The organism is Hymenobacter sp. BRD128 (assembly GCF_013256625.1).
Classification (GTDB): Bacteria; Bacteroidota; Bacteroidia; order Cytophagales; family Hymenobacteraceae; genus Hymenobacter.
Map to the genome: position 1 here is coordinate 3,098,146 of NZ_CP053908.1, position 23,035 is coordinate 3,121,180.

The window sequence follows — 23,035 nt, forward strand, 5'->3', positions numbered from 1 at the left end:
ATCGGCGCATTCTTTTTTCTTCATTTTGCAACCCTTCGCCGGGTGCCAATTCTCTTATAAATAGTTCTTTACCAAACCATATGACCTTTCTTCGTACGCTAGGCGCAGCGTCGGCCCTGCTAGCACTAGCTGCCCCGGCTGCCCTAGCCCAGGTAGCCAACTCCCAAACGCATACCATTACCACGGCGGTACCCATTCTCACGCTCAGCCCCGATGCCCGGGGCGCGGCGCTCGGTGATGCCGGGGTGGCTACCTCGCCCGATGCCAACGGAGCTTTCTACAACCCTGGTAAGCTGGGCTTTGTAGATTATAAATACGCTGTTTCGCCCTCTTACTCGCCCTGGCTGCGTCAGATAACCGACGACATGAGCCTGAGCTACCTCTCGGGCTACGGCAAGGTGGGCGAGCGCGGGGCCATCGGGGCTTCACTGATGTATTTCAGCCTGGGCCAGATTGACTACCGCGACGGCAGCAACCTGCCCAATGGCTCGTTCAACCCCAAGGAGTATGCCTTTACGGTGTCGTATGGCCAGAAGCTGGGCGAGGCGTTTGGCGTGGGCATCTCGGCCCGCTACGTGCGCTCAAACCTGGTGGGCAACTACTCCGGCAACGACGCGCAGGCTGGTAATTCTTTCGCCGCCGACCTGGGTTTATACTACACCAAGGACGCCACCATCGGCACGGGCGTGTACAACCTGGCCTTCGGCGCCGCCATCACCAATATCGGCAACAAGATGGTGTATGGCGACCCTACCAACGCCAGCTTCCTGCCCACCCAGCTACGCCTGGGCACGGCCCTGACCCGCGAAATCGACACCTACAATAAGATTACGCTGGTTTTCGACGCGACCAAGCTGCTCGTGCCTTCGCCCTACTACGAGGACCCTTATAATGCTCAAGACATTACGCAGGTAAATCGAGTGACTCAAACCAATAAGGAGCGCCAGCAGCAGGGCATTGTGTCGGGTATTTTCAACTCGTTCAGCGATGCACCGAGCGGCTTTAAAGGTGAGTTGCAGGAAATTAACCTCCACGGTGGCCTCGAATACTGGTACAATAATACCATCGCGGCGCGCGTGGGCTACTTCTACGAGAACCCGCATACCGGCGACCGTCAGTACCTGAGCTTTGGACTGGGCGCCAAGCTCTCGGTGTTTGGCGTAGATGGCACCTACCTGGTGCCCAACTCGCAGGCTAATCCGCTGGCCCAGACCATCCGGGTATCGTTGCACTTCAACCTGAACAAGCTAGCCGATGCCTTCGACGAGAAGGGCGCCGGCGGCACCCAGGGCACGCTACCGAATTAATAGCGCTGCCAGCAGCGTTTAGCAAGAACGTCGTGCTGAACTGGCCGTAGCAGCTTGCTCGCATCGTTGGGGGGTGACCCTAGCGGCACGAGAAAGCTGCTGCAGCCAGCTCAGCATGACGTTCTTTATGTTTTAATAGCCGCTATTTTCTCCTTAGCCCGTGCTCAACCGCCTTCAGCCCCCGCCCACTTTTCCGCTTACCCAGCTTGTGCTGCCCACGCCCACGGTCAGCCACCTGCCCAACGGCGCCCGCCTGCACCTACTGGCCCACCATGCCCAGCCCGTGCTGCGCCTGCAAGTGGTGCTGCCCGCCGGCAAGCGCCAGGAGCCGCAGCCGGGCCTGGCGCAGCTAGCCGCCCGCATGCTTACCGAGGGTACCGCCACGCACTCGGCCCGCGAAATTGCCGATACGGTGGCCTTTTACGGCGCCTCGCTCGACTGCGAGGCCGGCCCCGACCGCGCCACTTTCACGCTCTACTGCCTGGCCCGCCACCTGCCCGCGCTGCTGCCGCTGGTGCAGGAAGTGCTGGCTAGCCCCAGCTTTCCCGAAACCGAGCTGCGCCAGATGCAGCAGCGCATCGGCCAGAATATGCGCGTGGAGCGCCAGAAAACCAGCTTCCGGGCCAGCGAAGAAATGAACCGCCAGCTTTTTGGCGAAAACTCGGCCTACGGCCGGCCCTTCGATGACGCCTCGTTCAACCAACTCACGGCCGCCGAGCTGCGCGCCTTTCACGCCACGGCTTACGCGCCGGCCGGCGCCGAGATTTTTCTGAGCGGCGACGTGGCTGCCAGCGCCGCCGAGGTAGCCGCCGCGCTGGGCGCGTGGCAACCGGCCGCCGCTAGCCTAGCGGTGGCGGGGGCTCCGGCCGCTAGCCCGGCCGCCGCGCCGGCTAGCCTGGTTACGGTGCCGGTCGAGGGCAGCATTCAGGCTTCGCTACGGGTGGGGCGGCGCTGGCCGGCCCTCACCGAGGCCCAAACGCCCGAACTGCTGCTGCTGGTGAAGGTGCTGGGCGGCTACTTCGGCTCGCGCCTGATGCGCAACATCCGGGAAGACAAGGGCTTTACTTACGGCATTCATGCCAGCGTGGTGGCTCGCGAGCAGGCGGCTTCGCTGGTTATTGGCACCGATGTGAACGGCGAGCAGGCCGACGCCACCCGCCAGGAAATCGCCTACGAGCTGACCCGCCTCCAAACTGAGCCGCTGGGCAGCGATGAGCTCGAAACCGTGAAAAATTTTACCATCGGCAAGCTGCTGGGCGAAACTGCCACCGTGTTTGAGCAGGCCGACCGCTACCGCTACGTGGTGCTGCACGGCCTGCGCCCCGACTACTACGCCGAGTTGGTGCGCCGCACCCAGGCCGCCACCGCCGCAGAGCTGCAAGCGCTGGCCCGCACTTACCTAAGCCCCGCCGATATGCTGACCGTGGTGGCGGGCGGCGCGGTGCCGCAGCCTGCCTAGCCGCTGACCTTGAGCTTATTATAGCTTTGTCATGGCGCTCGCCACGACAAACATTGAATCACTATGCCCTACCGCGACAGGTTGGGGATGCGGAACTGCACCCCCAGCGACGGGATAAACGTGACGCCCGAGAGCGAGGCAGTGCTGCCGTCGAGCAGCATGTAGTCGCCATAATTCTGATAGTAGATACTCACGGCGGGCACTACGTACACGTATTTGTAGCCCAGCTTGAGGTTGAGAAACAGGCCGTAGGACGAGAAATTGCGGCTCTGGTTTTCGAGCGTGGGCAGCCGGCCGGTACCAGCGCGGTTATAAAGATTACTGGGCTGAAAACCATAGCTCACCCACGAGTGCGCGTATACGGCGCCGTAGCTGATGGCCCCGATGCTTTCCTCCGGCCCAAGCGACTGGCTGATAGTGAGCGGAATCAGAATGTCGTGGCGCGAGGCCGAGAGGCCCAGCAGGTTGTTGGCATCCGACAAAAACGGCAGGTTGGGTATCGACGCCCGCTGGATGGCGTATTGCAGCCCGATGCTGGCATAGGTAGTGCCACCAGCCGCCCCGCGCTCGGGGTTTTCGACCGAGCCGGTGGGGCCGAGCAGCTGGTACTGCGTATCGAACACGTGCGAGCCGAATGCAAACTTGTAGCCCACGTCGAGGCGCGGCACCACGCCGTAGCGGATGCTGAAGTCGGCGGTGGTTTGCAAGGGGTCAAGCAAATACGCCAGCGCCGCCGTTTGCAAGCTGCTTACCGAGCCCGAGTAGCGCACGGTGTCGCCGCTGGCAGCCCGGCCGCCGAGCTGGCTAGCCGCGCTTTTCACGGCCGAGCCAGCCTTGCTTAAAGGAGCCGAGCCCACGTTGAAGCCCTGGTTGTAGGCTAGCCGAAACTCGCCCTGCGGCGTTACCTTGCCCGAGGTAGTGATGCCGCGCGGCGCGGTGCAGGCCGTGGCCGCCAAAGCCAGCAGGGCTGCCGCCCGGCCCAACCAAAAAGTAGGTGCAGAAGTATGCATATAAGCAACAAGAAAAACGGGAGCGAGGCCGAAGCTACCGCCGCGCTGTACGAAAACCGGGCCAACCCCGCCGCCGCGCCCTGGCCGGCCACCGCCAGGCCGGCCGGGCTTTAAACTGCCGAGCTACTGGCTAGCGTATACCAGGAGGCATTTTTTTCGCTGCCAGCAATGGCGCCAGGACTATTACGCGGGGCGTGGCTAGCCTGGGCCGGCCGCTGCCTGCGCTTCGGCAGTAGCTTGCCGCTCTTCCCGCCTCATTCTTAACTTCTACTCTTCCTTAAATGACCATTCTCTACGGCGTGCCGGGCGAGGGCCTCGGCCACGCCACGCGCAGCAAAGTTCTCATTGCCTGGCTCTTGGCGCAGGGCCACGAGGTGCGCGTGGTGAGCAGCTCGCGGGCCTTTACCTTGCTCGATAAGACGTTTCCGGGTCGGGTGCTCGAAATCAAAGGCTTTCACCTGGCCTATAAAAAGCTCACGGTGTCGAAGTCGCGCACGCTGGGCCTCACGCTGCGCACGGCGCCCGAGGCGCTGCAAACCAACTTCTGGCAATACCGGCAGCTGCTGCACGGTTTCCGGCCCGAGGTGGTGATTTCCGATTTTGAGTCATTCAGCTACTTTTTTGCCAAGTTCTTACGGGTGCCGGTTATCAGCATTGATAACATGCAGATTATCAGCCGCGCCCGCCTCGATGTAACTATACCGAGTGCCGAGCGCGAGCACTACGACCTGGCCCGCTACCTGGTGCGAGCCAAGCTGCCGCGCGCCCGGCACTACCTCATTACCACATTTTTTGAGCTGCCGCTGCGCCCGCGCTACGCCGAGCGCACCACGCTGGTGCCCAGTATTATCCGGCCCGAAATTCAGGCTAGCCAGCCTACCAGGGGCGACTACGTGCTGGTGTACCAGTCGGCCACTACGCAAGCCGATTTGACTGACATCTTGCAGCAAATGCCGGAACAGGAATTCCGGGTCTACGGCTTCAATAAAGATGAGGCGCACGGCAACGTGCTGCTGCGGTCCTTCTCCGAGGCGGGCTTTATCGCCGAGCTGGCAGGCTGCCGGGCGGTGCTCACCAACGGCGGCTTTTCGCTGATTTCGGAGGCAGTGTACCTGCACAAGCCAGTGTGCGCGGTGCCTATTCCGGCCCAGTTTGAGCAGTGGCTGAACGCGGCCGAGATTGAAAAGCGCGGCTACGGCCGGCATTTTGAGGCCATTACGCCGGAAAATGTGCAGGCTTTTCTGGCCGGGCTGCCGCAATTTGAGGCGGCGCTGGCTAGCTACCAGCAAGCTGGCAACGAGGTGCTGTTTGCGAGGCTAGCCGAGCTGCTGGCCGAGGTGTAGCTCGGGTTTTGTAGTCCGGGCGCGGGCGCAGCGAATCTTTTGCGTTAGGGTCATCCAGTCCGACACGCTCGCTGCGCTCGGGCCCGGACTGCAAAGTCCAAGCTACTTGCGGCTACATTTGCACCTCTCATCTTCCTTTACCCCAACATGAGCTACATCGCAGCCATTCATGCCCGCCAGATTCTTGATTCGCGCGGCAATCCGACCGTTGAAGTTGACGTAACTACCGATTCGGGCACCGTGGGCCGCGCGGCGGTGCCGAGCGGCGCCAGCACCGGCGTGCACGAAGCCGTAGAGCTGCGCGACGGCGACAAGGCCGTTTACCAGGGCAAGGGCGTGCTGAAAGCCGTCGAAAACGTGAACACCAAGATTGCCGAAGAGCTGGTGGGCTTCTCGGTGTATGAGCAGTCGCTGATTGACAAAATCATGCGTGAGCTGGATGGCACCGCCAACAAGGGCAACCTGGGCGCCAACGCTATTCTGGGCGTGAGCCTGGCCGCCGCCCGCGCGGCGGCGCAGGAGCTGGGCCAGCCGCTGTACCGCTACGTAGGCGGCGTGGGCGCTAATACGCTGCCCGTACCCATGATGAACATCCTGAACGGCGGCTCGCACGCCGACAACAAGATTGACTTCCAAGAATTTATGGTGATGCCGGTGGGCGCTAGCTCGTTCTCGGAGGCGCTGCGCTGGGGCACCGACATCTTCCACACCCTCAAGGGCGTGCTGAAGAAAAAAGGCCTGAGCACCAACGTGGGTGACGAAGGCGGCTTTGCCCCTGATATTCAGAGCAATGAAGAGGCTATCCAACTGGTGCTGCAAGCCATCGAGCAGGCCGGCTACAAGCCCGGCGAGCAGGTAATGATTGCCCTCGACCCCGCCGCTTCCGAGTTTTTTGAGGACGGTCACTATCACTTCAAGAAAAGCACCGGCGACAAGCTAACCAGCGAGCAAATGGTGAGCTACTGGGTAGACTGGACCAAGAAATACCCCATCATCAGCATCGAGGACGGCCTGGCCGAGGATGACTGGGCCGGCTGGAAGAGCATTACCGACCAGGTAGGCAAAAAAATTCAGCTCGTGGGCGACGACCTGTTCGTGACCAACGTGGAACGCCTGCAACGCGGTATTGATGAGCACATTGCCAACGCCATTCTCATCAAGGTAAACCAGATTGGCACGCTCACCGAAACCATCGACGCCGTGAACCTGGGCCGCCGCAACAGCTACAAGTCCATCATGAGCCACCGCTCGGGCGAAACGGAAGACTCGACCATCGCCGACCTGGCCGTGGCCCTGAACACCGGCCAGATTAAAACCGGCTCGGCTTCGCGCTCCGACCGCATGGCCAAGTACAACCAGCTGCTCCGCATCGAGGAAGAGCTGGGCGAAACGGCTTACTTTCCCGGCAAGAAAATGTAGCTTGCGGTGAGTTGAAAAAGAACGTCCTGCTGAACCTGGCGAAGCATCTCTGGAGCGCCGTTAGAATTGCTAACCGGCCGAGCTGCTTCACTTTGCAGACGGTAGTAAGCAGGACGTTCTTTTGTATTTAATAACCCTAGTTGAAAGATGCAGCTCCCCGCCCTACTTAGCCCCGTGCTGCGCGTGCTGCGCAATTTCTACTTCCTCACGGCCGTCGGCTTTGTGGTGTGGATGACCGTGTTCGACTCCAACGACCTGGGCAAGCAGTACGATATGTACCACAAGTGGCGCGAGCTGCGGGCCGAAAAAGAGTATTACGAAGCCAATATTGAGAGCGTGAAAAAGGACCGCGCCGAACTCCTGAGCTCGCCGGCGCTGCTCGAAAAGTTTGCCCGCGAAAAGTACCTCATGAAGCGCCCCGGCGAGGACGTATTCGTGCTGGTACCTAAGGAAACCGAGAACTAGCCCCGCGCGGGCTTGCCCCTGCCCTACCCAACAACGCCCGCTATTTTGCAATAGCGGGCGTTTTGCATGGCGCACTACCCATACCCTAGCCAGCAAGCAGCAGGCCTTGCTGCGCTACTTTTGGCCATGCCCAGGCTATTATTTCGTATTGTGCCGCCAGGCCAGTGGCCCGGCTGGGGAATGGTGCTGGGGCTATTGCTGGGTGCGCAGCCGGCGGCGCCCACCCAGCCGCAGGTAGCCCGGCGCTTTTTGCTGGAAATACTACGGGCCGACTACCCGGCCGCTTACCGCCGGCTAGCCCCCGAGGTGCGGGCGGCCGTGCCACTACCGACCTTTGAGGCGGCGGCCCGGCCGCTGTGGCAGCAGGGCCAGGCGCGGGGGCCGGCCATCGAGCTCTACCAAATCGGGACGCGGCTAGGTGGCGCCCGGCGGCCCAACCAGTGGTTTTGCCGCTTTGCCTTTGCCGGCGACTCGGCACGGCGCCCGCCACCGGTGCTGCTCGAAGTGCTGTTTCGCGACACTACGGCGCGGGCCGTGCTGGGCTTTGGACTGCGGCGGCGCTAGTTGGCGTGGGCTTTCGTAAAGTCCAGGTTATAAGCCACATTGAGCCGGAAGCCGTTGTTGTTTTCGAATACGGGCCGGCCGGTGGCCTCGTCCAGGGTATCGTGCTGGGTCCACTGATTCAAGTAGTTTAGCTCCAATTGAAAATTTTTGGTGAACTGGTGCCCTAGCCCACCCGAAAGCCGGTTTTGGTTGAACACATTCTGGCCCACATTCGGCCCGAAGCTGATGAACAGCTCGTCGAAGAACGTTACGTACCACTCGTGGTCGTCGAGGGTGGCGCCTTGCAGTGGCACCTGGCCGGCCAGCTGGTAGCGGGCGCGGTTCTGGTACTGCCAGCTGGCTACCTCGGTGGGCCGGGCGGGGTCGAGCAGGCCTAGCCAGCGCTGCTCTAGGCGCAGGCGATGCGTCAGGTGCAGCCGGGCGTAATCGGCCCCGAAGGTTACGTCTTCATATACCCGGTGTTCGGGCGTGGGCTGGCCCAGCTCGGCAGTAGGATAGCGGCCATAGGGGTAGGTGACGAAATACGTGTAGCCACCGCCCAGCTGCACGTCTTTAGCCAGGCCATACACGCCGCCCAGGCGCAACAGCAATTGCTGCGGGTGGCCGCCAGCCTGCACGCGGCGCCACTGCGCCTCGGTGTGCACGGCCCACTTGGCTGCCACCTGGTGGTCAGCGCTATAAGTAAACCACGCCAGCGTATTATGGTCAATCAGACGGGTGGTTTGGGCGGCAGCGGGCGCGGCGAGGGCTAGCCAGGCCAGCGACGCAGGCAACACAAAACGCAGGGAAGTATTCATTTTCTCTTCACCTACGTTTTTTTCGGGTGCTTAGCCGGGCAGCGAGATTTTGCCCAGGCCGAGAGTCGAGTTTCCGGCCAGCGTTTCGTTGGCCAGCACGGCAAACAGCACGGCCTCCTTCGCATCGGGTGGCACGCCCGCCGCCGCAGTGCTGAGCAGGCGGCTGGCGGGCAGGTAGCGGGCCAGCGCGGCCAGCAGGGTCGCATTGTGAGCGCCGCCGCCGCTTACCAATAGTTCGGCCGCGTAGGGTGGCCCCAGGTAGTGGCGCACCGCCTGGGCCACCGCACTGGCCGTCAGTTCGACAAGCGTGGCCAGCAGGTCGGGGGCCGCGAGGCTTTCGGTGTTGGTTTGGCGCTGATTTTCGGCCAGGTAGGCAGGCGAGAAAAGCTCCGGCCCGGTGGTTTTAGGAAAAGGCTCCCTGAAAAACGGGTGGCTGCGCAGCGCGGCCAGCAGCCCGGCGTGGGGCTGGCCCTGCGCCGCCCGCCGCCCGCCCGCATCGTAGGGCTGGCCGGGGTAGTGCTGGCGCACCACGTAGTCGAGCAGCGTGTTGGCCGGGCCGGTGTCGGTGGCCTGGGCGGGGCCGCCATCGGCGGGCAGCAGCGTAAAGTTGGCAATGCCCCCTAGGTTGAGCAGCAGGCGATTAACCCCGGCTTTTCGAAACAGCAGCTCGTCGGCAAATGGGGCTAGCGGCGCGCCTTCGTAGCCCGCGGCCACGTGCTTTTGCCGAAAATCGGAGAGCGTGAGAATGCCCGTGAGCCGGGCCAAGTGGTCGCCGTCGCCGATTTGCAGGGTGGCGTGGTGGGCAAAATCGGCGCGGCCGTGCTGGTGGCGCGGCGCGTGCCAGATGGTTTGGCCGTGGCTGGCCAGCACATCTACGTCGGCGGGGGCTAGCCCCCATCGTGCCAAACAGGCAAGCACCAGTTCGGCATGGCGGCGGGCCACTTCGGCATTCAGCACAACCACGTCTTCGAGCTGCACCGTGGGCTGGCTAATGGCCCGCAGCCGCTGCTGAAAATCAGCTTCGTAAGGCACCATAGCAAACTGCTCCAGCACTACTTGCAGGCTAGCCCCGTGGCCGGTGCAGTGGCACAGCGCCACATCGAGGCCATCGAGCGAGGTGCCCGACATGAGGCCGATGATGCGGCGGCTGGGCTGCGCGGCCACGGCCGCCAGGCGGGCTAGCTGGGGGTTCATACAGTGGTGGGGGCCGGTGTTTCGCCGCTGGCTAGCTTGGGATTGTCGCGGTGGCGGGTGGCATCGCGCTGAGTTTTTTTAGCCAGGTTGCGGGCCAGCGCCTCGGTGAGGTCGGTGCCCGTTTGGTTGGCTAGGCAGATGAGCACGAATAACACGTCGGCCAACTCGTCACCGAGCTCGCGGCCCTCGTCCGACTTCTTAAATGACTGCTCGCCGTATTGCCGGGCAATGAGGCGGGCCACTTCGCCTACTTCCTCGGTGAGGATGGCCATGTTGGTCAGCTCGCTGAAATAGCGCACGCCGGTGGTTTTTATCCACTCATCGACGGTGGCCTGGGCCTGGGCTAGGGTCATATTTGAAGCAAATCAGGGGGTGGGCGAATCCAGAATAATCGTTACCGGGCCATCATTGAGCAGGCGCACCTGCATATCGGCCCCGAAGATGCCGGTGGGCACCGGCTGGCCCAGCTCCTGGGTCACCAGGGCCACAAAGCGCTCGTAAAGGGGTTCGGCCACGGCCGGCGCCGCCGCCCCAATGTAGCTGGGGCGGTTGCCCTTGCGCGCATCGGCCAGCAAGGTGAACTGGCTCACTACCAGTACCTGGCCGCCTACATCGCGCACGCTGCGGTTCATCTGGCCGTTGTCGTCGTTGAAGATGCGCAGGCCCACCAGCTTGCGCGCCAGCCAGGCCAGGGCGGCTTCGTCGTCGGTGGGCGCGCAGCCGGCCAGCACCAGCAAGCCGGGACCAATCTGACCGGTGATGGCGCTATCGACCGTGACGGAGGCTTCGCGGACGCGCTGAATAACGAGGCGCATATGATGATTTTTATTTATTGATTGCCAATTGTTTGTCCTTGCGCAACATTCTGCGCATAAAGCAGAGATGGAGCGCGGCAAGGACAGCAAAGGCCTAGCGTTTGATTTTTAAGCTATCCAAATGATGCTGAAAGCGGCGGGCAAAGGCCTTGTGCTGGGCAAAGGTTACGCTGAAATCGGAGAAGCCGCTGCCATCGGGGCGGGCGCAGAAGAACACGAAGTTGTGGTGCGCCGGGCGCAGCACGGCATCGAGCGCCTGCGGGAAGGGCGTGGTGATGGGGCCGGGCGGCAGGCCCTTGTGGCGATAGGTATTGTAGGGCGAATCGACTTTCTTGTCCACGTTGAGCACGCGCTTGCGGGTGCCCAGGCCGTGCAGGGGCCACAGCAGCGTGGGGTCGGCCTGCAGGGGCTGGCCCCGGCGCAGGCGGTTGAGGTACACACCCGCGATGAGCGGCCGGTCGGTGGGCTGGGCCGTTTCGCGCTGCACGATGCTGGCCAGCACGGCCACCTGCACGGGGCTCATCCGCAAGGAATCGGCCTGGGCCAGCCGCTGCGCATTCCAGAAGCGCCGGTGCCGCGCCGCCACCGAATCGAGAAATAGTGGTGCCGACGTAGGCCAGAATAGCCGCAGCGTGCCCGGAATAAACAACGTGCGCACGGTGGCCGTGTCAAGGCCGTAGCGGCTCAGCAGGTAAGTATTATCCGTCAGTAGCTTATGCAGCTGTACTGTGTCAATAGTCAGCTGGCAGCCGGCCTGGCGCGGCAGCTGCGGCAGGTAATGAAACGGCTTCAGGGTGAAGGCCAGCGTATCCTGCCGGCCGCTTTCGAGCAGGTGCAGCAGGTCGAGGTTGCCCAGGCCAGCGGGCAGCGTGTAGCGGCCGGGCTGCACCGGGTGGGCCGCCGTGCCGAAGCCGCGCCAGCGCGCCACGCGGGCAAAATCCTGGGGCCTAGCCAGCAGGCCCGGCTGGCGCAGCGAGTCGAGCACGGCCGTCAGCCCCACGCCGCGCCGGACGTAGAGGTAGGCCGGGCCATCGACGGCAGCGGGCACGTTGGCCCGATACAGAAAATGCCAGGCCAGCGCGGCCCCGCTAGCCAGCAGCCCCAGCAGCACGGCGGCCACCGCCAGCCCCGCCCGGCGCGGGCGCGGCGCAGCGGGCAGCGAAGGAGGCATGGGCTGAGGTTCGGTCATGCAGTCGGCAAAAAGCGGGTCGGCGGCCCGCGCATCTGCCAAAATTAACGCTGCCACCCAGCATTATTGCCCCAGCCGATATAGCACCCCCACGCTCAGCAGCAGGCGTTCAAGCTGCCAGGGGCCACCAGCGGCGGGCTGATTCGCCACGAATACTGAGGCCTCGGTGGCCGGCAGGTTGAGGTCGGCGGCGTGCTCGTTGAAGCTGAAAAAGCCTTTTTTCTCTTCAATGAGCAGCTGGCGGCGGGTGCGCAACGGCAGCAGGTAGCCGAGGTCGGCCACGGCTTCCCAGTGGTGGCTTAGCTCCAGGCCGAGCCCCAGCCGGGGCTGGATAGCGTCGGTGATGGTTTGCAGGGAAAGCGTGAGCTGGTCGGCGGCGAGCGGCGTGCCGGCCAGGCGCAGATTGGCATCGGGGTTGGCGAAGGTGCCCAGCTCGCGGCCCACGCTTTGGCGCAGGTAGGCTAGCCCGGCGCGGGCGCGCAGCGGCCGGCCGCGCGGGTTAAGGTTGCGGGCATAGCCCAGGCCAGCTTCCCAGCCCTCGCCGCGCAGCTGACCCAGCAGATGGCGCGTGGTAGCGTAGGCGGACAGCTGGGGCGTAAGGTCGAGCTGCGCGCCAAAGGCATAGTGGGCGGCCAGGCTTTGCGCAGTGGTACTAGCCTGCCCATCGGCCCGAAAGACCGAGCCGCCGGGGGCTAGCACTACGCGCGCCTCGGTGGTTGGCACAGCAACGGACAGCAGCCCGCCGGTGTAAGAATAGCGCAGGTGCTTTAGTAAATTCCACTTTTTGGCCACCGGGGCGGTGGGTGCGGCGGTCGGGGCCGGACGCCGCAAAAGCGTATCGGCCTGGTGCTGGCGGGTCTGGTCGAGCAGCGCCTGCGGGGGCAGCACGGTGGTGTAGTGCTGCCAGAAAGTAGAGTCGTAAGGCGCAGGATTATTCAAAAAAACATCGGTGTACTGGCTGCGCGCCTGGTAGCCAGGCAGCGGCGCCTGCGCCGTGTCGATGGCCGTGGTCACGAACTCGGCCAGGTGGTGGCGCACCTGCCCGGCCAGCGGCTTACCCAGGGTGTTGTACCAAATGCTTTTCAGATAATAACGTCCGGCATACAGCTGATAATCGGCACGATAGGCCCGCTCGCTGGCCTCAAATACCAACATTCTTTCGCGCCGGATGCCGGCCGGCGTGCGGTGCCACCGGGCGCCCAAAAATGCGTAGCTGCGCTCGTCGATGTAGACCTCGCCCGCAAAATTGGCGCGGTCGGCCCCCGGCCGGGGCCCGAAGGTGACGACGTACACCGCCCGCCCCTGAAACGTAGTTTGCGGGCTGAGGCGGTACTGATAATCCTTGAAATGTGCCGCATCAATAAACTCGGCCCTGGTGTGCACAAAATCAAACCGGTGCGGCACGAAGGCACCGGCTATCCAGTTGATGGGGGCTAGCGGGGCGCCGGGCCGGGCCGGGCGCAGGTCGCCCCGGCGCGACTCCAGCACCTGCACTTGCCCTTGGTCGTGCGGGTACTGATAGCCAGGCTTATACACCCGTAGCAGGCCCTCGACCAGGTAGTCGTAGCGCTGGCGAGTGGCCTCATCGTCCGACTCGCGGTAGAAGCCCGTGAGCTGGCTGGGCCGCACCGGAAAATTGAGCGGAATCCGCGCCACCGCCTCCCGGATAATCCCTTCGGCCGAGGCCGTAACGGTGACTGTGCTAAGGCTAGCCGGACTGATTTTCAGCTCAATGAGCAGCTCCGGCCCTGGCAGCGGCGGCAGCGGGTGGCGGTAGGGCCGGTAGCCCAGCAGCGCCACTTCCAGCTCGCTGCTTCGGTAAGCAGCGGGCACTCGCAGGGCAAAGCGGCCCTCAGCATTAGTGCTGGTACCTAGCCGGTTGCCGCCGATGCCCACTTGCGCATTCGGAATAGACTGGTGCGTATCGGCATCGAGCACGCGGCCGCGCAGTAGCGGGCTTTCCTGGGCGAGCGAAGGCGAAGCCAGTAACAGTAGGCCTGCGACAATAAAAAAAAGAACGTCATGCTGAGCTTGTCGAAGCATCTCTACTACTTTTATCGGGTTAGTACCCTCAACGGCGCGGTAGAGATGCTTCGACAAGCTCAGCATGACGTTCTAAATAGAAGGTGCAGTCGGCTGGCTAGCCTTGCAGCGGTGCTTCCAGTTCGGCGATGGTTAGGCCGTGCTGGCCGGCGGTTTCGCCCAGCAGCTGGCGCTGCCAGGGGCGCAGGGCGGCCAGGCTGCCCTGCTCCACCACGTCGCCGATGAGGCGGTTGCTAAGCACGGTATTGGCCAGCACGGGGCTGTAGTCGGCGGCCAGATGGTTTTTGAGGGTCGTGAGCAGCGTTTCGCGGGCTTCGGCCAGGGCCGCCACGGGGCCGCCAAAGCGGCGGCGGAAGGGCTGCGGCCGGCGCTGGTCGGCGGGCGGCGGGCCATCGGGGGCCAGCTCGGCGGTGGCTAGCTCCACCAGCTCGTCGGCGTAAGGCGCGCGCTTCAGCTCGGGATGCAGGCCGCCGGCATTGCGCAGCGCGCCGTGCGAGGCGATGGGCTGGCGCGTGATTTCGGCCAGCCTATCGTTGCTGAGCACCATGTAGCTAGGCCGGTCAAGCTGCCGCGCCAGGCGGTCGCGCAGCGCGTATAGCTCCCGAAACAAAGGCAATTCCTGGGGCTGATGCGGTACTTGCCGGCTAGCCGCAGGTGCGGGCGCAGCTCACCACGGCCATAGCGCACGGCTTCGAGGGCGTGGTTTTCTTCAGCCGCCCACTGGGCGCGGCCCTGCTCCTGCAAGCGGGCCGTGAGGCGGTCGGTGAGCTCAAAGAGATACAGCACGTCGTTGGCGGCGTACTCTTTCTGGGCTTCGGTGAGCGGACGCTTCAGCCAGTTCGATTTCTGCTCGCCTTTGTCTACCTCAAACCCCAGCTCGCTCTGAATGAGGCGGCCTAGCGAGATATTATTGTCTTCGAGGGCTAGCAGCGTGAACTGCACGCTGGTGTCAACAATGGTGCGGCAGGTGACGCCAAATAGCTCGTCGAGCAGCAGGATATCAGATTTGCAGGAGTGGAACACCTTCGCCACGGCCGGGTTGCGCAGCACGGCAAATAAGGGCTCGAGCCCGGCGGCCATTTCGGGCTCCAGGGGCAGCGGGTCGATAAGGTAAACTTCTTGGCCGTCAAAGACTTGAATCAGGGCCAGGTGGCGGCCGTAGCGGTAGCGGTTGTCGTCAAACTCCAGGTCGATGCCAATACGCGGCAGCGTAGTGAAGTGGGCTGCCGCGTCGGCCACCTGGGCCGCCGTGGTAAGGTAATGGATAGTTGGCTTCATGCGTGGCGGCAAAGGTAGGGGTAGCTGTGGGTAACCTTATTTTAAAAATCATTTGACGGCCTGCCTAACCAGTGAAATCAGAATAATCTGCTTTCAGAGTAACTCGTACAAATTTCAGATGCTTTCTCTAGAAAATAATTCAATAAAAATCAGAACCCCCTTTATCTATTTAGGGCATTTTTGATTTTTCATTATAAATTTTTGATGAATTACCCTTTATTTTGCAGTTATCAATTTTGTCCTGCCCGCTCTTTTTCCTCTACGCCTTCTTTTTATTAACTCTTTACTCATTACTTCATGAGGAACATTCTTACTCCTTTATTCGTGGTAGCGTCCCTGCCTGCGCTCGCGCAAACGCAGGCTGTGAACGGCCGAGTGTTAAGCTCAGACGGGGCCCCGGTGCCCGGCGCCACGATAGTAGAGCGTGGCACCACCAACGGCGTGAGCAGCGGCGCCGACGGCAACTTTACGCTGAACGTGCAGCCTAACTCCACACTCATTATCAGCTCAGTAGGCTATACCAGCCAAACAGTGGCGGTGGGTGGCCGCCGCACCCTCGATGTGACGCTGGCCGCTAGTGCTACCGACTTGGGCGAGGCCGTGGTAGTAGGTTATGGTACCCAGACCAAGGCTGACCTTACCGGCTCGATAGTGCAGCTTTCTAGTAAGGAAGTGGGTAACCAGCCAGTGCAGTCGTTTGAGCAGTCCATCCAGGGCAAGGCTGCTGGGGTTTTCATTCAAAGCAGCAGCGGCAAGCTGGGCCAGGGCATTCAGGTGCGTGTGCGAGGCGTGTCGAGCATCAGCGGCGATGCCCAGCCGCTGTATGTGGTAGACGGCATTCCAGTGCTGGCCGACAACCTCTCCTCAACTTCGGCCTCGACCAACCCGATTGCCGACATTAACCCGAATGATATTGAGAGTATTAGCGTGCTCAAAGATGCGTCGGCATCAGCCATCTACGGCTCGCGCGCTACCAATGGCGTGGTTATCGTGACCACCAAGCGTGGCAAGGCTGGTGCTACGCGCTTCACGATTGGGTACCAGACGGGCCTGAGCCAGCCCACGCACAAGCGCGAGTTTTTGAACAGCCAAGAGTACGTGACGCTGCTGACGGAAGCGCTCGTGAACTCGGGCCGCTCGACAGCTTCTAACACGACGCGCCTCACGACCTACGCGGCCGGCCAAGCCGACCCGCTCACTTATAATACCGACTGGCAGAGCCAGGCCTTTCAGCGGGCGCCGTTTTCGCAGTACGACCTGAACGCTAGCGGCGGCAATGACAAAACCAAGTTCTTCGTCTCGGGCCAGTACAGCGACCAGAACGGCATTTTGGTGGGCAACCGCTACCAGCGCATCAATACGCGCTTCAACATCGACCAGCAGGCCACCGACCGGCTCTCGTTTGGGGTAAACGTGGCCGCTTCGCGCAGCCTCAACAACCGCCTGCCCAACGACAACGCCTTTAGCTCGCCGATGCAAATCGTGGCCCTGGCCCCGATTACCCCGCTCACCGACCCGCGCACGGGTCTGCTCAGCGGCGCCCTCGACCCGGCGACCGGCGTGCCCAACACCACGTTCCCGTTCTACTACAACCCGCTGCTCAGCATTCAGGGCGCCTCGTACGCTACCACTACTTACAGGGTGCTGGGCAATGTCTACGCGCAGTTTAAGCTGACGCAGGATTTGATATTCCGCTCTGAGCTAGGAGCTGATTTTATCAACCAGACCGAAAATCAGATACTAGGCCGTCTCACCTCCCGCAACAGCGGCCCTACCAACGGCTACACGTTTAACGCGGCTACTACAAACACTAAAATAGTAGTTAACAACTACTTATCGTATAAAAAGACGCTGTCGGACGTGCATGCACTCGACCTGACGCTCGGCACGAGCTACGAGGAAGGCCGCCTGACAGGGAACAGCGTGACGGGTACGCAATTTGCCTCCGACGCGTATAAAACGATTGATAATGCTTCGCAAATCACGGCGGGCACGTCTTACAGCACCGGGAATACGCTGGTTTCGTATTTCGCCCGGGGCTCTTACGCCTTCGCCGGCAAGTACCTGGTGGGCGCCAGCGCCCGCGTCGATGGCTCGTCGCGTTTTGGCCCCAACAAGCGCTACGGCGTGTTCCCGGCCGCTTCGGTGGGCTGGCTGATGTCGGAGGAGAGTTTCCTGAAGGGCAATGCGGTGCTGAGCAACCTAAAGCTGCGGGCCAGCATTGGCAAGGCCGGCAACCAGAACATCGGCAACTCGGTGTATCAGGCGCTGTTTACGTCGGTAGGCGCGGGCTACGTGGGCACCTCGGGCCAGCGGCCTTCGCAGCTGGCTAACCCCGACCTGTCGTGGGAATCGACCACGCAGTACGATGGCGGCATTGAGTACGGCTTCCTCGACAACCGCATCAGCGGCGAGGTGGACATTTACCTGAAGCGTACTACGGGCCTAGCCTTGTCGCAGTCAGTACCCGCTACTACGGGCTTCACCAGCCGCTTTGCCAACGTAGGCAGCATGGAGAATAAGGGTCTGGAGTTTGTGCTGACTACGCGCAATCTCATCGGGGCTTTCACCTGGACAACCAGCTTCAACGCGGCCCTCAACAAGAATAAAGTTCTTGACCTAGCCGGCCCCAATATCCTAGGCAACTTCCTCAACCGGGCGCAAGCAGGCCAGCCGCTGGGCGAGTTTATCGGTCCGGAATACGCCGGCGTAGACCCTGCCAATGGCAACGCCCTCTACTACCTGAACACCACCAATGCCGACGGCACCCTGAACCGGGGCACCACTGCCGACATCAACGCGGCAGCTTACGTACCGGTGGGCAACCCCAACCCTACCTGGACGGGCGGTATTACCAACAGCTTCTCCTTTAAAGGCTTCGACTTGTCGGCGACCATCGTGGGTGTATTTGGCAACCAGATTTTTGATGGCGGCGCGCAATTCTACTCCGTGGGCTTCAACAACGGCCCCGACAACCAAACCCGCGACCAGCTCAACCGTTGGCAGAAGCCCGGCGATATCACCAACGTGCCCAAGGCCAGCTACCTCAGCGGCAACGGTACCGGCCTGTCGTCGCGCTTCGTGCGCAACGGTGACTACGGCCGCCTGCGCACCGTGCTACTGGGCTACAACCTGCCCAGCGCCATCGCCCAGCGGGGCTTCTTGCAGTCGGCCCGCATCTTCGTGCAGGCTCTCAACCTGCTAACTTTCACGAAGTATTCGGGCTGGGACCCCGAAGTAAGCGCCGACTACCTCACCGGCGGCGGCAACCTGGTGACCGGCAACGGTAACCGTACCCAGAGCAACATCAACCAAGGCATCGACTTCTACACCGCCCCGCAGCCCCGCACCTATACGGTGGGCGTCAACCTGGGCTTCTAGGCCCACCGGCCGTTGCTTTCTTCTCTAACGATATTCTATCATGAAAAAAATAGTACTTGGGCTTTTGGCCGCTAGCCTGCTCACGGGCAGCCTAGCCGGCTGCAACAGCAAGCTAAACGTGCCGCCCACCAGCTCCATCGACGCCGCCTCGGCGCTCAATACTTCTACCGATGTGCAGGCGGCCCTCATTGGCTGCTACACGGGCCTGCAAAGCGGCTCCAGCTACGGCGGCTACATCCAATTGATGTCGGACCTGCTGGGCGACAACGGCGATGAGGCCTTCGTGGGCACCTTCAACGACCCGCAGCAGGCGCAGCGCAAGTCGCTGCTCATCACCAATGTCTTCGTATCTAGCATCTGGATAAACGATTACGACGTGATTAACCGCACCAATAACGTGCTGGCTAACCTGGATAAGCTTGACACCTCGGCTAAAAAAGCCAGCGTGGAGGGCGAGGCCCGATTCATTCGCGCGCTGGTGTACTTCGACCTGGTGCGCCTCTACGCCAAGGCCTGGAACGATGGGACGCCCAGCAGCAACCCCGGCGTACCGCTGGTGCTCACCCCGACTACCACCGTGACGGAGGCTAGCAAGGTGAGCCGCAATACGGTGGCTGAAGTATACGCGCAGATTTTCACCGACCTTACGAAGGCTGAAGCCTCGCTGCCCCTTACCAATGGCTTTTTTGCCAACCGGGCCGCCGCCGCCGGCTTGCTGTCGCGGGTGTATTTACAGCAAGGCGACTTTGCCAACGCCGCTAACGCCGCCAACCGCGCCATCAACACGGCGGTAACCTCGAACAAGGCGGCGCTGAATGCCAACTACGCCGACAACTTTGTTTCAGCGAGCTCAACGCTGGGTAATTCATCAGAAGATATTTTTGCCATCCAGTTCTCGTCGCAGAGCGGCACCAACCAGCTCAACGTGTTCTATTCCGTGACGCGCCGGGCCGATGTAAACATCCTGCCGCAGTTCGCAGCCCGATTTGAACCTGGTGACACCCGCCAGGGCCTGCTCTTAACCAATAGCACCGCTACCTACACCCGCAAATACGATGTTCTGTACGGCAACATCAAGTTAATGCGCCTGGCCGAGCTGTACCTGACGCGCGCCGAGGCTAACTTCCGGGCGGGCACCACCGTGGGCGCCACCCCGCTCGCCGACATCAACACCATCCGCACCCGGGCTGGCCTACCCCTGCTCACTACGCTCACCCTGGATGCTATCCTAAAGGAGCGGCGGCTGGAACTGGCTTTCGAAGGCTTCCGCCTCGGCGACCTCAAGCGGAACCAGGAGTCGGCCTTTGACCCGCTGACCAACACAACCTATGCTTGGAATTCGCCCAAGCTCATTTTCCCGATTCCGCTGCGCGAAATCAACGCCAACCCCAATCTCGTTCAGAACGCCGGTTACTAGCTAGCCTAATTATCTGCTACCCGGAAGGCCCGCAACACTTGTTGCGGGCCTTTTCGTTTTACAACGTCCGCACTTTTTTTCAAAATTGAGGTAAAATTCGTAAAATTCTATCTTCCAAAGCGTTTGAGTGCGTTAAGGTTGTCTTTTACTTGAGCAATCCGCACAATTTGATAACATTGGCCGAACAAATTCATATTGCCTTCTTCTAACGTGCGCTTTATTTACGATTAGCCACCCTTCCCTTTTTATGCAGCGTGGTCGCACTCATTTAGCAGTATAATTTACAATTACAACTCCCTGTATGAGAAACCTTTTCACTCCTTTGCTAGTAATGGCTGCGCTGCCGGCAATCGCGCAAACCCAGGCCGTATCCGGCCGGGTAGTGGGCGCCGATGGTAGCCCAGTGCCCGGTGCTACCATCGTAGAGCGCGGCACTACCAACGGCGTGAGCAGCGGCGCCGACGGCAATTTTACTTTGTCGGTCCGGCCGGGTGCCACCCTGGTGATTAGCTCGGTGGGCTATGCTAGCCAGACGGTTGCCGTGGCAGGCCGCAGCACCATCAACGTGACCCTAGCCGCCAGTGCCACCGACCTGGCCGAGGCCGTGGTGGTGGGCTACGGCTCGCAGGCCAAGGCCGACGTGACGGGCTCAGTGACGCAGCTCTCGGGCAGTGTGGTGCAGAACCAGCCGGTGCAGTCGTTCGAGCAGTCGATTCAGGGCCGCACGCCGGGCGTGGTTATCAACCAGGGCAGCGGCAAGCTGGGCCAAGGCCTGAATATTCAGGTGCGGGGCACCTCATCGGTATCGGCCTCCAACCAGCCCCTGTACGTGATTGACGGCATCCCGGTAACCTCGCAGGACCAGTCGTCGGCTAGCACCGAGCCGCTGAACCCCCTAGCCGACCTCAACCCCAACGACATCGAGAGCATCAGCATTCTGAAGGATGCCTCGGCCTCGGCCATCTACGGCTCGCGGGCTTCTAACGGCGTGATTATCATTACGACGCGCAAGGGCAAGCAGGGTCAGACCAAGGTGACGGCCGGCTACTACTACGGCATCAGCGCACCCACCCGCCAGCGGCAGTTTCTGGATGCGTCGCAGTATAACCAGCTGCTGGGCGAGTCGCTCATCAATGCCGGCTACTCGACGCAGGCTAGCCTACCAAAAGACTTCGCCAACTATTTTGGGCTGGATTACAATTCGCCCTACAACACTAATTGGAGCGACCAAGCCTTCCGCAACCAGGGCAAGTACAAGCTTTTTGGTGGCGGGGCCAACGTGTCGCAGTATGACTTTAGCGCGAGCGGGGGAGACGCCAAAACGCGCTTTTATCTGAGCGGCACCTTCAACGACCAAAAGGGCATCATTGTGGGTAACCGTTTCCGGCGCGGGAGCCTGCGCCTGAACCTTGACCACAGCATCTTCGACAACCTGCGGGTGGGCCTCAACACCTCGCTGGCCCGCACCGTGAACGACCGCGTGGCTGGCGACAACGACTTCTCCAACCCCTTGCAGCTCAACGCACTGGCGCCAACCCAGCCAGTATATGACCCCACCACGGGCCAGCTCAATGCCCAAACTATTTATTACAACGCCCTGATTGACCAGGCGCTGGGCATGAACCGCGCGGGCACGTACCGTTCGTTTAGCTCGGCCTACCTCAATTTTGTGCCCATGAAGGGCCTGACCATCCGCACCGAGGCAGGGGGTGACTTCCTGAACCTGAACGAGGATTTGGTGCGCAGCGCGGGCACCCAAACCGGGGCCGCCACGGGCTATGCCTTCAATGCCCAGACCCAGGTAATTAACTACACCAACAACAATACCATCACCTATGCGCGCGATTTCGCCGAAAACCACCACTTCGATGTGTTGGTCGGCGAGTCATATCAGCGCTCCGACACCAAGGTGACTTCGGCCGAGGGCCGGGGTTTTCCCACCAGCGACTTTACGCGCATCAACAGCGCGGCCGTGAAAACGGGCGGCTCGGGCTCGTCGGGCACCGGCTACTCGATTCTATCCTACTTTGCCCGCGTCAACTACGCCTTCCAGGGCAAGTACCTTATTGGGGGCAGCGCCCGCATCGACGGCTCGTCGCGCTTTGGCAGCGAGCGCCGCTACGGCACCTTCGGCGCGGCCTCGCTCGGCTACCTGTTGTCGGAGGAAAGCTTCTTGAAGGGCAATACCGTTATCAATTACCTTAAGGTGCGCGCCAGCTACGGCCTCACCGGCAACGCCGAGATTGGCAACTTCTCGTCGCGCAGCCTTGTGTCGGCCCTGCCCTACGCCGACCAGTCGGGCACGTTTGTGGGCGGCGCCCTCGGCGACCCGACCCTGACCTGGGAAAATACCAAGCAGACGGATATCGGCGTAGAGTTTGGCTTCCTGCAAAACCGTATCACCGGTGAGGTAGACGTGTACCAGAAGCAAACCGACAAGCTATTGCTCAACCGCCAGCTGCAGCTAGCCACCGGCTTCAGCAACGCCACCCAGAACGTGGGCTCGCTGCGCAACCGCGGCCTGGAAATTGCCCTGAACGGGCGCATTCTGGATGGCGACTTTAAGTGGAGCGTGGGCGGCAACATGTCGTTCAACCGCAACCTGATTACCTCGCTGGCCACGCCCATTATTCCGGGCGGCGCCATCGTCAGCCGCGTAATGCAGGGCGAGCCGCTGGGCGTGTTCTACACCAAGCGCTACGCCGGCGTAGACCCCACCAACGGCGACGCGCTCTATACCCAGGCCGATGGCACGGCCACCAACGACTACGGCGCGGCCCCCGATATGAAAGTGGGCAACCCGAACCCCAAGTTTACAGGCGGCGTGAATACCACGGCTAGCTTCAAAGGCTTCGATTTAAGCGCGCTGGGACAGTTCAGCTACGGCAACGACATCTACAATGCGGCCGGCGTGTACCAGTCCACGGGCTTCAACAACTACCTCGACAACCAGACCATCGACCAGCTCAACCGCTGGCAGAAGCCCGGCGACATCACCAACGTGCCCAAGTCGAGCTTCGGCTCGGGTAATGGTATCGGCAACTCGTCGCGCTTCGTGCAGGACGGCTCGTTCTTCCGCGTGAAAAACGTGACGCTAGGCTACACCCTGCCCGCCGACCTTGTGAAGCGCGGCTACCTGCAAACGGTACGCATCTACCTCACGGCCCAAAACCTAGCCACCTTCACTAAATACACCGGTTACGACCCCGAGGTGAACACTTTTGGTTTAGGTACTGGCTTGGGTGTCGGCAACTCGGGCAACATCGCGCTCGGCCACGATTTCTACACGCCGCCGCTGCCCAGAACCTTTCTCATTGGGGCTAACCTAGGCTTTTAATCAGTTGTCCTGTTCAT

General features: G+C 61.7%; 17 protein-coding genes and 1 pseudogene. 9 read left to right on the plus strand and 9 right to left on the minus strand.

The features are described from left to right. The first annotated feature begins 80 nt into the window (after nucleotides 1-80). Both porV and GKZ68_RS13700 read left to right on the plus strand, forming a co-directional pair. Nucleotides 81-1,307, plus strand: a complete 1,227-nt coding sequence (porV, locus tag GKZ68_RS13695; RefSeq protein ID WP_173115723.1) for a type IX secretion system outer membrane channel protein PorV — start codon at nucleotides 81-83, stop codon at nucleotides 1,305-1,307. A 160-nt stretch (nucleotides 1,308-1,467) separates the two neighbouring features. Continuing rightward, complete coding sequence (locus GKZ68_RS13700; RefSeq protein WP_173115726.1) at nucleotides 1,468-2,766, plus strand: pitrilysin family protein; 1,299 nt, start codon at nucleotides 1,468-1,470, stop codon at nucleotides 2,764-2,766. A 68-nt stretch (nucleotides 2,767-2,834) separates the two neighbouring features. Here GKZ68_RS13700 and GKZ68_RS13705 read toward each other — a convergent pair whose 3' ends face one another. Next, nucleotides 2,835-3,776, minus strand: coding sequence for a hypothetical protein (locus tag GKZ68_RS13705; RefSeq protein ID WP_173115728.1), 942 nt, complete (start codon nucleotides 3,774-3,776; stop codon nucleotides 2,835-2,837). A 281-nt stretch (nucleotides 3,777-4,057) separates the two neighbouring features. Between GKZ68_RS13705 and GKZ68_RS13710 the strand changes: the two genes are divergently transcribed. The 4 genes from GKZ68_RS13710 to GKZ68_RS13725 all read left to right on the plus strand — a co-directional run bounded on the left by GKZ68_RS13710 (nucleotide 4,058) and on the right by GKZ68_RS13725 (nucleotide 7,567). Next, nucleotides 4,058-5,119, plus strand: coding sequence for a glycosyltransferase family protein (locus GKZ68_RS13710; RefSeq protein WP_173115730.1), 1,062 nt, complete (start codon nucleotides 4,058-4,060; stop codon nucleotides 5,117-5,119). A gap of 147 nt (nucleotides 5,120-5,266) precedes the next feature. Further along, nucleotides 5,267-6,538, plus strand: coding sequence for a phosphopyruvate hydratase (eno, locus tag GKZ68_RS13715; protein ID WP_173115732.1), 1,272 nt, complete (start codon nucleotides 5,267-5,269; stop codon nucleotides 6,536-6,538). Nucleotides 6,539-6,685: 147 nt separating this feature from the next. Beyond that, the gene (locus tag GKZ68_RS13720) at nucleotides 6,686-7,003 is read left to right on the plus strand and encodes a septum formation initiator family protein (RefSeq protein ID WP_173115734.1); all 318 of its coding nucleotides are present in this window, start codon (nucleotides 6,686-6,688) and stop codon (nucleotides 7,001-7,003) included. Nucleotides 7,004-7,129: 126 nt separating this feature from the next. Then, complete coding sequence (locus tag GKZ68_RS13725; RefSeq protein ID WP_173115736.1) at nucleotides 7,130-7,567, plus strand: hypothetical protein; 438 nt, start codon at nucleotides 7,130-7,132, stop codon at nucleotides 7,565-7,567. Here the strand turns inward: GKZ68_RS13725 and GKZ68_RS13730 are convergent. The 8 genes and pseudogenes from GKZ68_RS13730 to GKZ68_RS22170 all read right to left on the minus strand — a co-directional run. Then, a complete protein-coding gene (locus GKZ68_RS13730) occupies nucleotides 7,564-8,364 on the minus strand; it encodes a DUF2490 domain-containing protein (protein ID WP_173115737.1) in 801 nt (266 codons plus the stop codon). The two genes, GKZ68_RS13725 and GKZ68_RS13730, sit on opposite strands and share 4 nt — an antisense overlap. 30 nt (nucleotides 8,365-8,394) lie before the next feature. Continuing rightward, nucleotides 8,395-9,558: an anhydro-N-acetylmuramic acid kinase gene (locus GKZ68_RS13735; RefSeq protein WP_173115739.1), complete on the minus strand. Its 1,164-nt coding sequence runs from the start codon at nucleotides 9,556-9,558 to the stop codon at nucleotides 8,395-8,397. After that, a complete protein-coding gene (locus tag GKZ68_RS13740) occupies nucleotides 9,555-9,911 on the minus strand; it encodes a nucleotide pyrophosphohydrolase (protein WP_173115741.1) in 357 nt (118 codons plus the stop codon). The genes GKZ68_RS13735 and GKZ68_RS13740 overlap by 4 nt, the downstream gene beginning before the upstream one ends. Nucleotides 9,912-9,923: 12 nt before the next feature. Beyond that, the gene (dtd, locus tag GKZ68_RS13745; RefSeq protein WP_173115743.1) at nucleotides 9,924-10,373 is read right to left on the minus strand and encodes a D-aminoacyl-tRNA deacylase; all 450 of its coding nucleotides are present in this window, start codon (nucleotides 10,371-10,373) and stop codon (nucleotides 9,924-9,926) included. Between the two features lie 94 nt (nucleotides 10,374-10,467). Continuing rightward, nucleotides 10,468-11,562 (minus strand): endolytic transglycosylase MltG, encoded by a 1,095-nt coding sequence (gene mltG, locus GKZ68_RS13750; protein WP_173115745.1) that lies wholly within the window; start codon nucleotides 11,560-11,562, stop codon nucleotides 10,468-10,470. Between the two features lie 63 nt (nucleotides 11,563-11,625). Beyond that, nucleotides 11,626-13,671: a carboxypeptidase-like regulatory domain-containing protein gene (locus GKZ68_RS13755; RefSeq protein WP_173115747.1), complete on the minus strand. Its 2,046-nt coding sequence runs from the start codon at nucleotides 13,669-13,671 to the stop codon at nucleotides 11,626-11,628. Nucleotides 13,672-13,702: 31 nt separating this feature from the next. Beyond that, nucleotides 13,703-14,221, minus strand: coding sequence for an HRDC domain-containing protein (locus tag GKZ68_RS13760; protein ID WP_367949164.1), 519 nt, complete (start codon nucleotides 14,219-14,221; stop codon nucleotides 13,703-13,705). Between the two features lie 137 nt (nucleotides 14,222-14,358). Continuing rightward, nucleotides 14,359-14,883: pseudogene (locus GKZ68_RS22170) on the minus strand (ribonuclease D); the annotation flags it as partial. A 297-nt stretch (nucleotides 14,884-15,180) separates the two neighbouring features. Between GKZ68_RS22170 and GKZ68_RS13770 the strand changes: the two are divergent. The 3 genes from GKZ68_RS13770 to GKZ68_RS13780 all read left to right on the plus strand — a co-directional run bounded on the left by GKZ68_RS13770 (nucleotide 15,181) and on the right by GKZ68_RS13780 (nucleotide 23,018). Then, nucleotides 15,181-18,264, plus strand: coding sequence for a TonB-dependent receptor (locus GKZ68_RS13770; RefSeq protein WP_173115751.1), 3,084 nt, complete (start codon nucleotides 15,181-15,183; stop codon nucleotides 18,262-18,264). A gap of 40 nt (nucleotides 18,265-18,304) precedes the next feature. Further along, nucleotides 18,305-19,681 (plus strand): RagB/SusD family nutrient uptake outer membrane protein, encoded by a 1,377-nt coding sequence (locus GKZ68_RS13775; RefSeq protein WP_173115753.1) that lies wholly within the window; start codon nucleotides 18,305-18,307, stop codon nucleotides 19,679-19,681. A 331-nt stretch (nucleotides 19,682-20,012) separates the two neighbouring features. Then, a complete protein-coding gene (locus GKZ68_RS13780) occupies nucleotides 20,013-23,018 on the plus strand; it encodes a TonB-dependent receptor (RefSeq protein WP_254244004.1) in 3,006 nt (1,001 codons plus the stop codon). Nucleotides 23,019-23,035 lie beyond the last annotated feature (17 nt).

What these genes read in the sequence shown, in the direction of transcription:
- porV (WP_173115723.1), top strand. Translation starts at nt 81, where the DNA reads ATGACCTTTCTTCGTACGCTAGGCGCAGCGTCGGCCCTGCTAGCACTA.
- GKZ68_RS13705 (WP_173115728.1), bottom strand. Translation starts at nt 3,776, where the DNA reads ATGCATACTTCTGCACCTACTTTTTGGTTGGGCCGGGCGGCAGCCCTG.
- GKZ68_RS13710 (WP_173115730.1), top strand. Translation starts at nt 4,058, where the DNA reads ATGACCATTCTCTACGGCGTGCCGGGCGAGGGCCTCGGCCACGCCACG.
- eno (WP_173115732.1), top strand. Translation starts at nt 5,267, where the DNA reads ATGAGCTACATCGCAGCCATTCATGCCCGCCAGATTCTTGATTCGCGC.
- GKZ68_RS13720 (WP_173115734.1), top strand. Translation starts at nt 6,686, where the DNA reads ATGCAGCTCCCCGCCCTACTTAGCCCCGTGCTGCGCGTGCTGCGCAAT.
- GKZ68_RS13725 (WP_173115736.1), top strand. Translation starts at nt 7,130, where the DNA reads ATGCCCAGGCTATTATTTCGTATTGTGCCGCCAGGCCAGTGGCCCGGC.
- GKZ68_RS13730 (WP_173115737.1), bottom strand. Translation starts at nt 8,364, where the DNA reads ATGAATACTTCCCTGCGTTTTGTGTTGCCTGCGTCGCTGGCCTGGCTA.
- GKZ68_RS13735 (WP_173115739.1), bottom strand. Translation starts at nt 9,558, where the DNA reads ATGAACCCCCAGCTAGCCCGCCTGGCGGCCGTGGCCGCGCAGCCCAGC.
- GKZ68_RS13740 (WP_173115741.1), bottom strand. Translation starts at nt 9,911, where the DNA reads ATGACCCTAGCCCAGGCCCAGGCCACCGTCGATGAGTGGATAAAAACC.
- dtd (WP_173115743.1), bottom strand. Translation starts at nt 10,373, where the DNA reads ATGCGCCTCGTTATTCAGCGCGTCCGCGAAGCCTCCGTCACGGTCGAT.
- mltG (WP_173115745.1), bottom strand. Translation starts at nt 11,562, where the DNA reads ATGACCGAACCTCAGCCCATGCCTCCTTCGCTGCCCGCTGCGCCGCGC.
- GKZ68_RS13755 (WP_173115747.1), bottom strand. Translation starts at nt 13,671, where the DNA reads ATGCTGAGCTTGTCGAAGCATCTCTACCGCGCCGTTGAGGGTACTAAC.
- GKZ68_RS13770 (WP_173115751.1), top strand. Translation starts at nt 15,181, where the DNA reads ATGAGGAACATTCTTACTCCTTTATTCGTGGTAGCGTCCCTGCCTGCG.
- GKZ68_RS13775 (WP_173115753.1), top strand. Translation starts at nt 18,305, where the DNA reads ATGAAAAAAATAGTACTTGGGCTTTTGGCCGCTAGCCTGCTCACGGGC.
- GKZ68_RS13780 (WP_254244004.1), top strand. Translation starts at nt 20,013, where the DNA reads ATGGCTGCGCTGCCGGCAATCGCGCAAACCCAGGCCGTATCCGGCCGG.